Annotated in this window: 12 protein-coding genes and 1 pseudogene; 4 read left to right on the top strand and 9 right to left on the bottom strand. The window is 69.4% G+C overall.

All coding sequences use genetic code 11. The features are described from left to right. Nucleotides 1–131: 131 nt before the first annotated feature. Complete coding sequence (locus SRB17_RS38025) at nt 132–476, bottom strand: DoxX family protein (protein ID WP_153545685.1); 345 nt, start codon at nt 474–476, stop codon at nt 132–134. A 259-nt stretch (nt 477–735) separates the two neighbouring features. Here SRB17_RS38025 and SRB17_RS38020 point away from each other — a divergent pair, with 259 nt between their 5' ends. Next, on the top strand, nt 736–1,602 hold the full coding sequence (locus SRB17_RS38020) for an alpha/beta hydrolase fold domain-containing protein (RefSeq protein WP_153545683.1): 867 nt from the start codon (nt 736–738) through the stop codon (nt 1,600–1,602). A 67-nt stretch (nt 1,603–1,669) separates the two neighbouring features. Here SRB17_RS38020 and SRB17_RS38015 read toward each other — a convergent pair whose 3' ends face one another. From SRB17_RS38015 to SRB17_RS37995, 5 genes are all read right to left on the bottom strand, one after another. After that, entirely contained in the window at nt 1,670–2,194 is a 525-nt protein-coding gene (locus SRB17_RS38015) for a TetR/AcrR family transcriptional regulator C-terminal domain-containing protein (RefSeq protein ID WP_153545681.1), read from the bottom strand. A gap of 156 nt (nt 2,195–2,350) precedes the next feature. Next, nucleotides 2,351–3,676: an amidohydrolase family protein gene (locus SRB17_RS38010; protein ID WP_153545679.1), complete on the bottom strand. Its 1,326-nt coding sequence runs from the start codon at nt 3,674–3,676 to the stop codon at nt 2,351–2,353. Continuing rightward, nucleotides 3,673–5,259 (bottom strand): FAD-dependent oxidoreductase, encoded by a 1,587-nt coding sequence (locus SRB17_RS38005; protein ID WP_153545677.1) that lies wholly within the window; start codon nt 5,257–5,259, stop codon nt 3,673–3,675. The genes SRB17_RS38010 and SRB17_RS38005 overlap by 4 nt, the downstream gene beginning before the upstream one ends. Continuing rightward, nucleotides 5,256–6,161, bottom strand: coding sequence for an alpha/beta fold hydrolase (locus SRB17_RS38000; protein WP_153545675.1), 906 nt, complete (start codon nt 6,159–6,161; stop codon nt 5,256–5,258). The genes SRB17_RS38005 and SRB17_RS38000 overlap by 4 nt, the downstream gene beginning before the upstream one ends. Before the next feature lie 19 nt (nt 6,162–6,180). Continuing rightward, the gene (locus tag SRB17_RS37995; protein ID WP_153545673.1) at nt 6,181–7,014 is read right to left on the bottom strand and encodes an alpha/beta fold hydrolase; all 834 of its coding nucleotides are present in this window, start codon (nt 7,012–7,014) and stop codon (nt 6,181–6,183) included. A gap of 193 nt (nt 7,015–7,207) precedes the next feature. Here SRB17_RS37995 and SRB17_RS46910 point away from each other — a divergent pair, with 193 nt between their 5' ends. Together SRB17_RS46910 and SRB17_RS46905 are read left to right on the top strand one after the other, a co-directional pair. Beyond that, nucleotides 7,208–7,816 (top strand): hypothetical protein, encoded by a 609-nt coding sequence (locus SRB17_RS46910; protein WP_228396502.1) that lies wholly within the window; start codon nt 7,208–7,210, stop codon nt 7,814–7,816. A 151-nt stretch (nt 7,817–7,967) separates the two neighbouring features. Continuing rightward, nucleotides 7,968–8,102, top strand: a complete 135-nt coding sequence (locus SRB17_RS46905) for a LamG domain-containing protein (protein WP_228396501.1) — start codon at nt 7,968–7,970, stop codon at nt 8,100–8,102. Between the two features lie 467 nt (nt 8,103–8,569). Here SRB17_RS46905 and SRB17_RS48640 read toward each other — a convergent pair. Together SRB17_RS48640 and SRB17_RS37985 are read right to left on the bottom strand one after the other, a co-directional pair. After that, nucleotides 8,570–8,707, bottom strand: a pseudogene (locus tag SRB17_RS48640) (3-oxoadipate enol-lactonase); the annotation flags it as partial. Beyond that, entirely contained in the window at nt 8,704–9,738 is a 1,035-nt protein-coding gene (locus tag SRB17_RS37985) for an IS110 family transposase (RefSeq protein WP_323377103.1), read from the bottom strand. The pseudogene SRB17_RS48640 and the gene SRB17_RS37985, both read right to left, overlap by 4 nt. 753 nt (nt 9,739–10,491) lie before the next feature. Here SRB17_RS37985 and SRB17_RS37980 point away from each other — a divergent pair. Beyond that, a complete protein-coding gene (locus tag SRB17_RS37980; RefSeq protein ID WP_323377102.1) occupies nt 10,492–11,580 on the top strand; it encodes a hypothetical protein in 1,089 nt (362 codons plus the stop codon). Between the two features lie 362 nt (nt 11,581–11,942). Here SRB17_RS37980 and lysA read toward each other — a convergent pair whose 3' ends face one another. Beyond that, nucleotides 11,943–13,271 carry a diaminopimelate decarboxylase gene (lysA, locus tag SRB17_RS37975; protein WP_153545667.1) on the bottom strand — a complete coding sequence of 443 codons (1,329 nt, stop codon included), beginning with the start codon at nt 13,269–13,271 and terminating at the stop codon, nt 11,943–11,945.

The following is a 13,271-nucleotide window of genomic DNA, read 5'->3' as shown; positions in this document are numbered from 1 at the left end:
GCGTCGCGGTCCGAAGTCATCCCCGTCGGCCGGCTCTTCGAGGTGACGTCACGGCCCGGGGCGGCATCCCTTACAGGGCGAAACTGCCGGAGCCGCCCATCCGTGGAGGCGTGGACTCGATCCGCAGCGCTTCAGGCGAACAAGACCGCGAGGTATGAGGCGACAAGCACCGCGCACACGACGGCGGGCGCGAGTTTGGCAACCGGGTCGCTCTTGCGCAGGTGTACGACCACAGCTCCGGCGAGCAGCAGGAGAAGCCCGGCCCCCGCGAGGCCGCCGAGCGGCGGCATGGCGGGCCCGAGCGCCACGCCGGCGACTCCTGCCAGTTGCAGCACGCCGATGCGGCGGTAGGCGGCGACGGAGAAGCCAGTCTCGGCGGCCAGCTCGCGCGCCTTCGGTAGTGCGAGTGCATTGAGCACTCCGATCACCCCGAAGATCAGGGCGATGGCGCAGGCGAGGGTGATGGTGAGGATCATGAGGCATCTCCAGGGTGCCGGCGTCGTGGCGGCGTGGGCGTCAAGGGTGACGGCCTGATGGCGGGCGGGTCGTCGCGAGACCGTTATGGGATGTGTCGGGCGCGGTCGAATGGCCGGCCGGGTGCATCGCTCGGCGCCCGGACGGGCGATTTGGTCGATCGATGCAGCGGCTCAGCGTAACGCAATAACGGATACGATGTAACCATTATGGTGGTCGGCGAAGCGGACGGCATCGCGGTGCCGAGAAGGAGAGCCGGACATGAGCAGTCCCCAGATGCACGTAGTCGCCGCGTTCATGCGGTTGGCCCTCAAAGGCAAGGCGGCCCCGGACCCCGTGGCGGCGTCGAAGGAGCCACCTCGTCCGCCCGCCAAACTGGTACAGAGGCACGACGTGAGGTCGCGCCGCATCGACGGTTTCGAATGCCACACCGTCAGTCCGCGCGGGCGCCGGGCGGAGCGATCGGTCGTCTATCTGCACGGCGGCGCCTACATCAGACACCTCTCGCCCCGGCACTGGCAGTTGGTCTCGCAGCTTGCGGATGCCGGTGTACGAGTCGAGGTGGCGCACTACGGGCTGGCGCCGAAGTACACCTACCGTGACGCCTATCCCTTCGTCACTGCCGTCTACCGCGACCTGCTCGGCGACCCGGACGCCGGCCAGGTCACGATCATGGGCGACTCCGCCGGCGCGGGTTTGGCTCTGGGCGTGGCGCAGAGCCTGGTCGGCTCGGGTCTGCCCCAGCCGGCCCGAGTAGTACTGATCTCCCCCTGGCTGGATCTGACTCTGACCAACCCTGCGATTCCCGAGGTCGAAGCCCGAGATCCGTTCCTCACCACCAGCAGCCTGCTCGCGGCCGCACGTGGCTGGGCTGGCGGGGACGACCCCGCCCAACCCCGGCTCAGTCCCGTCAATGGCCCGCTTGCCCCCCTGGCGCCCATCGACGTCTACATCGGCACGCGCGACTTGTGCTACCCGGACGTCCGGCGCCTGGAAGAACGGGCTGCTGCGGAAGGGGCGGCCGTGAATGTCATCGTGTGCGACGGGGCGGTCCATGCCTACCCTCTCGTCCCCGCTCCCGAGGGGCGTGCTGCGGCCCGCGCCATCGTGCGGTCCGCCGCCTCCTGAGTGGGTGAGAGGCGATCTTCAGAGGAGGGCGGTCGAGCTGAGCCTCTGCCTCTTTTGCTGTGTCGGGTCAGGTACCAGCGGCAAGCCTGGCTTCGACGCCGTCGAGAAGTGACTGCAGGCCGAAAGACACATACGGGCGAGGGGTGGCTGCGAGGGCGGCGCCGATCGCAAACGTGACGACGCTCTGGACGGCTTGCTCGGCATCCCGCCTGGTGAGGCCGGACACCTCGCAGACCGCGAGCAGGTGCTCGTCATGGCGGTCCCTGGCCGGGCCGTCGAGAGGCTGGATGGTCATGGCGGCCAGCAGCCAGGGGTGCCTGAGAAGCATCGAACGCAGGTTGTCGGCCATGGCCAGGAGGGCCGGACGCCATTCGAGGCCGTCGAGAGCGGGGAGAGGTGCCTGCCCCCAGACGGTGTCGGCGGCCAGCAGGAGCAGATCGTGTCGGCTCTTGACGTGCCAATACAGTGCCGCCGCGGTGATGCCGAGACGGCTGCCGAGTCTTCGCATGGTCAGACTCTCGATGCCGCCCTCGTCCAGAAGGGCGATGGCCGCCTGGACGATCTGCTCTTGCTGCAGGGCGTCGCGGGGCATGCCCGCGGTAGTCGGCATAGGGCTGCTCACGGCACCTTCTTGCTGTGGGAACGAGGCCGCGGTGTGCGGCTCTGGGGGCGCGTGGCCATCGCGCCGACGGGACGGGGTCTCGTGCGCGTCGGCGCGCGGTTCATGCGTGGGGGCCGTTGCGGTGTGTCAGCCGTGAGAGCCCGCGGGCCGGATGCTGCGCAGCAGCCGTTCTCCGGACTCGCGCAGCTGGTCCTTGACCTCGTCGAGGCCGGATGCGAGCAGGACGTGATCGCGTTTGCGCCAGGTGCCGGCGACCAGCACGGCTTCGATGTTGGCGATGTCGGCGTGCAGGACCGTGGCGACCGGGTCGTGCGCCGGCCACAGGTTGAGCGCCCGGGCGTCGATGGCGACCAGGTCGGCCTGCATGCCCGGCTCGATCCGGCCCACCTTGTCTGCCAGGCCCAGCGCCTTCGCCCCTTCGACCGTGGCCCAGGCAAGCGCCTGTTTGCTGGTGACGGACGGTGTGTTGGCGTACATGCCGGTCGTCTGCCGGTGGTGGGCGTGGTCCAGGCTGCGCTGGTGGGCCAGCGCGATCCGGGCCCCGGTGAGGACCGTGCCGGGTACGGCGGTGTCGATGTCGGTGCCCAGGGAGGGTGCCGCGTCCAGGCTCAGCAGGGATCCGGTGATGGGTGTGCCGTGGCCCTGACCCAGTTCGTTCTCCGGGGTGGTGGTGAAGGTGACGCCCGCCTCGACCAGCGCCTTCAGCCAGTCCGCGGGCAGGTCCGCCCCGTGCACGATGTTGGTGAGGGGGCTGAACAGCCCGGCGTCGCGTACGGCTTCCCAGCCGGGTGAGGGTTCGCCGCCGCTCTGGTGCATCGAGACGACGAGTCCGCGTTCCGCGCCGGCCTGGAAGTCGGCCAACGCGGTCTCGGCGGAGGAGTATTGCGGCCCCTGGAGGGCCATGCCCAGGGTGAGGAGGCCATGGTCACGGACGGGGCCGTCGAGCAACCGGTCGATCTCGGCGAGCGGGTGGGAGATCTCCGGCGAGCGGTAGGGCGTGCCGTGCAGGAAGACGGCGCGGATCCCGGCCTGGAGCAGTCCCTCGACGGCCGCGTCGGCGTGCTCGGGCGACAGGGCGTTGTGACACCAGTCGCCGAGGGTGGTCGTACCGCAGTTGAGCTGGTTCAGGGCGCCGGCGAGATTGCTGATGTGCATGTCGGCCGGGGTGTAGTGCCCGACGCACTCGCCGTGCAGGTGGGTGAGGTACTGCATCAGCGTCCAGTCTGCGCCCGCGGAGCGCAGCGCGGTCTGCCAGGTGTGCAGATGGGCGTTGACCAGGCCGGGGATGAGGACGCGGCCGGAGAAGTCGACGACCTCGGCGTCGGGCGCATCGATGGTTTCGCCGACGGCGGCGATGGTCTCGCCGTCGACGAGGATGTCGGCATGCTCGGCGTCCGGCCGGTCCGGCGTCATCGTGATGACCTGCGCCCCGCGCAGCAGTATGCGGCTCATTCAGTGGCCCCCGAACCATGTGAGGTGTGGCTCGGCTCGGACATGGTGCGAGTCCTTGCCCGGGGCGTCAGTGCCCGCACGGCGGCTTGTGTGGTGGTGAGGAAATCCCGAGTGGCGATGTGCCCGATGTAGCCGTCGGGACGGATCAGCAGCAGCGTGTCGCCGGTCAGGCCGTAGGCACTGCGCAGCGTGTTCTCGGGGTCGGAGAAGCCCTCGGGCGGCCCGACGGTGAGCCGCTTCAACCGGGCGCCCGTCGTCGGCCAGTGGAGGAGTTCGAGGTCCCGGGCGGCGCGGGGGCCATAGGCAATGGCGGTGAAGTGCGGTCCCTGGAAGAGGGTGAACAGGCGGGTCTCGGCGCCGTCGGCGCTGAGCAGTCGGGCGTCCGGGGCGCGGTCGCCCACGTGCAGCGTGCTGGTGTCGCTACTGTCGCCGTCGGCGGGGGCGAGTGGGCCGCCGTAGTAGGTCAGGGAGAGCTGCTGCTCGTCCTTGCCGCGCTTCATGCTGGAGGGGTCGAGCTTGGCGATTCCGCCCCACTTCTCCGTGGACAGGCCCAGGACCCCGGCGGCGATCGGCTGCCGCTCGGCCTCGTAGCTGGCAAGGAGGGCCGGGTCGGCTCCGGCGACGACCTGACCGAGCTTCCAGCCGAGGTTGTAACCGTCCTGCATACCGGTGTTCAGGCCCTGGGCACCGGCCGGGGTGTGGACGTGCGCCGCGTCGCCGACGAGGAAGACACGTCCGCGGCCGTAGTGCTCCGCAAGACGGATGTTGGGCCGGAACACCGACGTCCAGTGGATCTCGTGCAGCTGGATGCGCCGGTTGCGGGTGTGGGAGTGGATCCGGTCGATGATGGCGCCGATCTCCTGGGGCGGCTTCTCGTCGGGCGTAAGCCGGATCATCCACTGGAACATGTCGCTGTGGGGCAGCGGACAGGCGGCGATGAGCTTGCCGCCGAGGCCGGGCCACATGTGCCACCGGTTACGGGCCAGGCCACTCACGGAGGCATCCACGATCAGCACGCGGTCGGACTCGTCCGTCGTCCCCACGAAACCGATGTCGAGCCGCTTGCGCACCGCACTGGAGCCGCCGTCGGCCCCCACGGCATAGCGGGCGACGATCTCCTCGACCCCGTCCGCGCCCACCACCTTGGCGACCACCGCGTCCTTGTCCTGCGTCAGCCCGGTCAGTTCCTTGCCGAACTCGACCTCGCGACCGAGCTCACCGAGCCGGGCGTGCAGGGCGCGGTCCGTGCGGAACTGCGGGATCAGCCAGGTGTTCGGGTACGGGACGTCCGGGGTTGCCTCTTTGTTGGGGAACATCCTCCACGGCACACCGATGGGTCCTGCATGGATCGCGAGCTTGGGATAGTTGTCGCCGCCGGCCAGCACGTCGTCGAGAGCGCCGAGGTCCTCGAGGACTTCGAGGCTGCGGGGCTGGATGCCCTTGGCGCGCGAGCCGTCGAAAGCGTGGGGGGAACTGTCGACGATCCGGACGTCGAGTCCGCGGCGTACGAGGTCGATCGCCAAGGCGGAGCCAGAGGGGCCGGCACCGATGATCAGTACGTCGATGGCCTGCGGACTGTTCATGAATCGAGCCTTTCGGTGCGCGCGGACACGAACGAGACGAGCTGATCGGCGACGTCGCGAGGCCGTTCGAACGGGGCCATGTGCCCGCATTTGTTAATTACGTGATGTTTCTGCGGCTTCAGCAGAGCGCGCGCCGTGTCGAAGTGCACCAGCGGCGTGACGTCGTCCTCGTCGCCCCACAGCAGCAGCGTCGGAATGCCCAGTGCCCCCGTCCGCCGGAAGAGGTCGTCACGGCCGGTGAAAGGCAGGTGCTGCAGGGTGTCGAAGACCGCGTACAGCGAGCCCTCGAAGCGGAACGCGTCGAGGACCATCTCGGTCATCTTCGCGCCGAGCTCGGGGTCGCGGACGTTGTGCCCCAGGTGCCCCTGGAGCAGCTGAAGGCCGCGACGGCGGGCGACCACTCCGGCCGGCAGATCGCTGCGCAGCAGCCGGTGGGGGGAGGTCAACCGCGGTTTCGCGAGACCGGCGGGTCCGACGATGGTGAGAGTGGACACCGACGAGCGGTACTGGGCGGCGTACGTCATGCTGACCAGCGCGCCCATGGACGTGCCGACCAGGTGCAGGGGCCGCGCCGTCAGGCCGAGCCGGCCCGTCAGCTCGGCCAGCTGCCGCGCGAACAGCGTCTCGTCGTATCGCGCCTGTACCCGGTCGGAGTAGCCGCGGCCGTAGGCGCTGCAGGCAAGAGTGCGCAGCCCGCGGGCGTGCAGCTCGCTGACGAGGCCGTCCCAGTAGAACAGCGGGATGGTCAGACCGCCCGCCATCAGGACCACTTCCCCGTCCTCGGGCCCCGTCAACTCGTAGTGGGTGACGCCGTCGGACAGCTCGATGAAACTGCCGCGCAGCGCCCCCCGCGAGTCGGCGGTGAGCTTGCGGTCCTCGCCCGCGGCGACGAAGTACTTCATGGAACGGGCCTCCTTGCCCTCAGTTCGCGGGGGTGTCGGCGCAGGAGCCGAGGAACTTCGCGATCGCGTCCGCGACCCACTGCGGTTCCTCCTCCGGCAGCAGATGTCCGCCGTCGGGGTGGACGAGCTCATGAGCGCCGGGGATGTCGCGGGCGAAGTGCTGGCCGTCGATGCTCGCGCTGCGCAGCACCAGCGTGGGCACCGTGACGCGGGAGATCTGCGCGGAGCGGTCCGGCTGATCGGTGTTGCAGAAATCGACGAAGGCCGAGCGGTTACCGGGGCGGCTCATGAGCTGATAAGCGCGGTCCACCATGGCGTCGTCCACGATCTGCGAATACGGCCCGACGCTCTCGCGCAGGCTGCGCTCGATGGCCCCGCGCGGCATCACCCGCCTCAGCAGGGGCCGCACCAGCGGGTTGCGGGTCAGACGCATCCCCGCGGGCACCGTCTTCTCCGGGTAGCCGGTGGCATTGACCAGTACCAGGCCGGTCAGCCGCTCCGGATGATCCAGCGCGAGGTTCCAGGCGATGTTGCCGCCCAGGGAATTGCCGGCCACCGCGTAGCGCGGCACGCCCAGCGCCTCCAGGAAGCCCGCCACCGTCGCGGCGTACGCCGGGATGCGGTAGTCGCGGTCCTTGCGCGGGCCCGTCAGTCCGAACGCCGGCAGGTCGGGGCGGATGACGTCGAACGCATCCGACAGCAGATCCGTCGCGCGGTCGAAGTGCTGGAGGGATGAGGCACTGCCGTGCAGCAGTACGAGCGCCGGGCCGCGCCCAGCACGTTTGTAGTGCATCCGCAGGCCGTCGACCTCGACGAACCGGGAATCGGGCTGGGGCTCAGACCAGGTACTCATAATGGCTACACTGTTACCGATATGACGGTCGTGTCAAGAGGAAGCACCCGCGCGTTACTACGACGGTGATCTTGAGCGAGGAGAAGGATCAGTTAGCACGCCGCGCTGCCGGTCCCGCCGGACCGGATTGCGAGATGAAACAAGCCGTCGACCGGGGCGCCTGCGCGACGACCTCACAGCCGAGACGTTTGCCATGACGACCGTCGGCCCGCTCGTCCACCAGCGCTTTCTCGTGGGTGCCAGGCTCGGGTCCGGCTTCGTCTGCGCCTGGCTCCTGCTGAGCGGACGGCGGTGGGAATCGAGCCTCCACCAGACCCGGAGCGCTTCACCCCTCCCGATCCGCTACAACAAACCCCTGTTCCAGGAGTGGTTCGCAAGCACCCTCAACGCGCCGAACACCGACGCCTACTGGCGGGCCCGCTTCGACGGCAACCCCGACCTCGGTACCAGCACCACCAAGCCCGTCCACCTCTACCGCTACGCCACCCGCATCACCGGCTTCCACGCCTCCCCCGACCCGGTCCGCAAGGGGCAGCCGATCAGATTCGCCGGCACCCTCCAGTACAAGAAGGGCAACACCTGGAAACCGCTCACCGACGACGCCTGGCCCACCCTGTACTTCAAACCGCGCGGCTCCAGCACCTACCACTACGTCTGCGAGCTGGACATCGACAAGAAGGGCCACCTCGAGGGCATGGTGACCGCCAAGCAGGACGGCACCTGGGCCCTCGCGCTCAACCGCGAGACCGGAGACCACTACCTCAGAGGCGCCCGGGTCACCGACTACGTCGACGTCCGCTAGCCGTTGCCCGTGGTGACGGCACCTGGCCCCACCTCGTCGCCACCTCCCCGGCACCCGCCACAGGAGGCTCCACCACCGGCAACATGGCCCTCTACCAGAACGGCACCCTCATCGGGACCGCCACCAACCTCAGCCCCCGTACGACTCCTCCATGCCCCTCACCATCGGCGGCTGCATCAACAGCGCCTCCGCCACCACCCCCTATCTGGCCTTCCCCGGCTCCGTCGCCGACGTCCACGTCTACCCACGCACACTCTCGGCGACCGAAGTCAGCACACTGCACTGACCCACCGAAACACGGCCCGCGCCGACTCCGACACGAGCGGCGCGGGCCCGCCCACGTCCGCGGCAGCCGCCAGCCACACCCAGTCGGCGAACGGACCGACACCGTCGAAGGCTCCACCGAAGACCAGCTTGCGGAGACCGCCCAGGAGATCACGCCCGCCAGCGCAACCTCCGAGCACAGGCGCGTTGCGAACATCGAAGCGGCACACCACAGGCGCATCCACCGGGAAGCCGCCACAGAAGAGGCCCGCGTCAAGTACCTCTAGGCTCAGCGCGCGATATCCACCACCGCGCCAGCCACGCCGCCGAGCCAGACCAAAACACCACCAGCCGACGGGGGCTTCATCACGCTGCCAGCTGTCACGGGCGAGTCACAAACCCCGTGGACACCCTGTCGGTACAGGAGCTCGGAACTGGACATATATGCCCGCACAGGACTGGATGGACGGCCCTGGACGCCTTCTACGACATGTGCCATGTGGTACCCAGTGAGGGACCCAGGATCAGGACCGGAGCGTCTTCTGGCCCGTCAAAGCGGTATTGCAGGGTGTTCGGGGGTGTCTCACTCACGCCCCAGACCCTCTCACGTCTCACGACTGCCCCTATAAGGAGGGTTGCGGCTGCACAGGTCTGACCAGGTGGAACACCTCCCGGGCCGCGTATCGCTTAAGACTTCGGACGATTTCACGTCGGGTCTTGCCCTCCTTGCTGCGGCATTCGTAGTAGTCCTGGGTGCGCGGGTCGACGCGCAGGCGGGTCTGCACGATCCGGTGCAGGGCCGCGTTCGCTTGCCGGTCGCCGCCCCGGTTGAGGCGGCGGTACTGCCGACTGCCCGAGGAACGCTCGACGGGGCTGACCCCGCACAGCGCAGCGAACGACGCCTCACTGCCCAGGCGTTCCGGGTTGTCCCCGATCGTGATCAGCAAAGTGACGGCCGTGTCCGGGCCGATGCCCACTACCTCAAGCAGCTGCGGAGCGTGGCGTTCCACCAGCCGGGTCAGGCGGCCTTCCAGGTCCTGGACCTCTTCGCTGAGCTGCCTGACGCGCCGGGCCAGGAGACCCAGGGTCACGTGGGTGGCATGGAGCACCGCCCCCTCGCCGCCCTCGTGGTTCAGGCTGTCGTCGACGAGCCCTGCGCAGGTGCGGAAGAGCTCTGCGTTGCCCAGCCCGGCCAGTTCCTCCCTCAGCTGCGGATCGGCACGGATGAGGACCGCCTTGAGCTGGTTGATCGCCTGGGTGCGGGCCTTGACTGCCGAGTCCTTGGCCAGCTTGTACATCCGGGCGATCTCCACCGGCCCATCACCCGCCTTGGCCTGGGCGCGCGCCCGCCCGCTCAGCACCGCCCGAGCCGCGTTCTCGGCATCGAGCGGGTCCGACTTGCCGCGCCGCCGGCGGTCGGCCCGGTCGAACCGGTTCACATCGAAAACGTCTACACCCTGGGCCAGCAGGTAGCGGGACAGGGCCGCCCCGAAGGAACCGGTACCTTCCACTCCGGCCCGCCGCACCGTACCCGACGCCCTGGCCCACCCCAGCAGGTTGCGGTATCCGGCCGCGCTGGCCGGGAACTCCTTGGTGCCGAGCACTTCCCCCACCAGGGAGAGCACAGCGGCCACATGGGCATCCCGGTGCGTGTCCACTCCCAGGACCACCTCCCCCGCCGGCCGACGCCGACGAGGACGCGAAGCGGAGGACGTGCCGGTCATGCTCGTTCCCTTTCCGCCCCGACGGCTTGTCCCGTAGTAGCCGGCAGCGGGCCGTGCGGACGGTCAGAATCGTGATGACGCCTTTCCGGCAAGCCCCTATCGAGACACGTCCATCAGCCCGAGACCAACAGTGCGCTGTCCCCTGGCCGGCGGTCGACACAGTGTGATCAGGACACCTCGGTCAGAGATCTCAGGAGTCAGACCCCGCCGTAGGACAGGCACCCACCTACGGTTCTCGGCCCAACCGGCTTCCAGCCACGTCAGCCCGCTCGTTCGAGCGAATTGACTCGAAGCACCGGTCGTCTACCACCGGAACTGGCACCATGCCGCCGTCGTGCGTCACTTCGAGTCGAAGGCGGACCATTGGAACGGCGGGTCAATGAGCGGCAGCTGTCGGTGCTGCAGTGGGTGGGAGCCGGGTGCCCTGCAGGCGTATGGAACGCCAGCTCCTACAAGACCACTTGCCAGGCACTGCACAACCGGGGTTTGGTCGCGGTCTCCCGGAAGAGCGGGCAGTGGAGCGTCGCCCTGACAAGCGCCGGTCGGCACTACCTGGCACACGGCACGTACCCTCCCCGCGGGTCACGCACACGGAAGACCCAGGCCGCCGCTCCACACCTCCAGGTCACCCGAGCACAGGCAGCTCCGGCCGCCGGGCGGAAGCCAAGCCCTCCCTCACAGCCTCGTGTGACGTTCACGGAGCAGCTGTTACAGGAGCTCGCGGAGGCCGGCGGCAGGATCGTCAAGAGCGGCAGCGGTATCGACTTGGAGAAGTGGCCGTCCCGCGTCGCCGCCGCACGCAGATCCGGAAGGGTTCCGGAGACGAAGGAGCTCTACGGAAGCTGGTGCCGTGACGGGTACGAGATCAAGCTCGTCGACATCCCCGCCTGGCGCCTTGCCGTCCTCGACCCCGTCCCCGCGCCCTCGCGGCTCACTCGGCCGCACATCGTGGTCCGGGCCATGCAGAACGAACGCCAGCCGCTCGGCCTGACCAAGCCCGTCCAAGGACGCGCTCTCCGGCTCATCCAGGCACTGATCACCGCCGCTGAGGGTGACGGACACACCTGCTCGGCCGGGCAAACCGGCTCCGCACCCCCGTCTCATCGCCGCCGCAGGGCGAATCCTCACTTCACCATCACCGCGCAGGGCCAGTCAGTGGGGTTTCTTGTCCTCCAGGAACAGGACCGGGCCGAGCACGTCGCCACCGAGAAGGAACTCGCCGACGCCAAGAAGCACTCCTGGGTCAGGATCCCCCGCTTCGACTACACCCCGTCCGAACGCCTCCGCATCATCCTCAGCGGCGGCCAGCCACACCGGTCGAGCGAATGGGCCGACGCTCCCGGCCACGCCCTCGAAGAGCAGCTCGCCGAGATCGCCCAAGAGGTCACACTTCGCGGCGAAGCGGCCGAACGCAGACGCCAGGACGAGGCCGAAGCGGCACGCCAGAAGCGCATCCGCTGGGAAGCCGCCATGGAACAAGCCCGCATCCGGTACGCGGAGGCGTACCGCGTCAGGCACCTTGAAACCCAGGAAGCGGCATGGCGCCACGCCACCCGACTGACCGAGTTCGTGAGCGCGGTACGCACACGAGTCGAGGCCATGCCACTCGGGCAGACCAGAACCGAAGCCGAAGCATGGATCAGCTGGGCAACAGCCACCGTGGAGCGCCTCGACCCCCTGAACACACCGCCCCGGCTGCCCGACATTCCCAACCCACGGGCCGACGACCTGAAACCCTTCCTCGGGCACTGGAGCCCCTACGGCCCCACCTACTGAACGCCCGCTCCACAAAAGCGGCCGGCCCGGCGAAGGACGGGGCAGCGCGACAGCCGCCACCATCAGCGGCGCCGGAACCCGGCTGCTTGTCCTTCAGCTCCCGCAAGGCCAGCCTGCGGGGTCCCCCCTCACCTGGCATGACCTGCGCGACCAGCCAGGTGATGCCTTGTCAGAATGCGCGTCAAGTGAGCGTCATATTGGGATGCCCGCGGAGCGTCAAACGAGCGTCACTAGCAGGGAGCGGCCGACCCGCCCGGCGGCCTTCCAGGGCTGGATGACCACCATGCCGAGCCGGAGGCATGGCCCGGGCGGGGCGGTCGGCATGGTGAGGGAAGACCGACCCGCCCGGGAGTCGTCTGGGGCTACAGGCCCACGTCACGGCTGCGGATCTCCTCCAGGGATTCGCGGCGTACGAGGAGGCGGGCGGCTCCGTCGCGCACGGCGACCACCGGCGGGCGGCCGACCAGGTTGTAGCCGGAGGCCATGGACAGGTGGTAGGCGCCGGCCACGGGGACGGCAAGCAGGTCTCCGGGGCGTACGTCGGCGGGGAGTTCCGCGTCGGCGGCCAGAACGTCGCCCGCCTCGCAGTGCCGGCCGACCACGGTGAGCCGGGCGCAGTCCGCCGTGCTGTGCCGGCCGATCAGGCGCGGCATGTACCGGACGCCGTACAGGGCCGGGCGCGGGTTGTCGCTCATTCCGCCGTCGACGGCCACGAACACGTGCTCGGCGGTGTGCTTCACGGACAGGACGCGGTAGACGGCGATCCCGGCCGGTCCGACGATCGCCCGTCCCGGCTCGATGATCAGCCGGGGAACGGGCAGCCCGGCCGTCGTGCAGGCGTCGGCGAGTTCCGCGCGGACCTTGCGGGCCAGCGCCGTCAGGTCCAGGGCGGCCTCACCGGGGCGGTAGGCGATGCCGTGGCCACCGCCGAGGTCGAGTTCGGGCAGGACCAGTCCGTGCTGCTCCTGCAGGCGGGCCATCAGGCCGACCAGGCGGCGCACGGCCACGAGGTACGGCTTGACACTCGTGATCTGGGAGCCCAGGTGGCAGTGCAGGCCGGTGAGTTCGAGCTGGGGCTGGTCGAGGATGCGGGTGATGGCGTGCTGGGCGTAGCCGTCCGCGATCGACAGGCCGAACTTCTGGTCGTCCGTGCCGGTGCGGATCTTCTCGTGACCGCCCGCGTTGATTCCGGGCACCACACGCACCATCACCTTCTGGTGCCCGTCCGGCCCGACGGCGGCGGCCAGCCTCGCGATCTCCGAGGGGCTGTCGATGACGATGCGGCCGACGCCGAGGCGCAGCGCGGTGTCCAGGTCGCGCGGCGACTTGGCGTTGCCGTGCAGCACGATCCGCTCGGCCGGAAATCCGGTGGTGACGGCTAGTTCGAGTTCACCGGCGGAGCAGACGTCGAGGCCGAGGCCCTCCTCGTCCGTCCAGTGGGCCATGGCCCGGCACAGGAACGCCTTGGCGGCGTACACGATTTCGGCGTCGGGGAAGGCGTCCCGGTAGGTGCGGCAGCGGTCGCGGACCTCGGCCTCGTCCAGGACGTAGACGGGGGTGCCGAAGCGGTCGGCGACCGCGGCGAGCGGTACGCCGCCCACGGCGAGGTCGCCCGGGCGGGGCTCGGTGGCGGACGCGGGCCATACCGCCAACTCAGCCATTGCAGTGGCGGGTTCGTGAACCGTGGTCAT

It is taken from the genome of Streptomyces sp. RB17 (genome assembly GCF_009604455.1).
GTDB lineage: Bacteria > Actinomycetota > Actinomycetes > Streptomycetales > Streptomycetaceae > Streptomyces.
The sequence above is the reverse complement of the archived record's forward strand: the minus strand, read 5'-3'. Positions and strand labels throughout refer to the sequence as shown.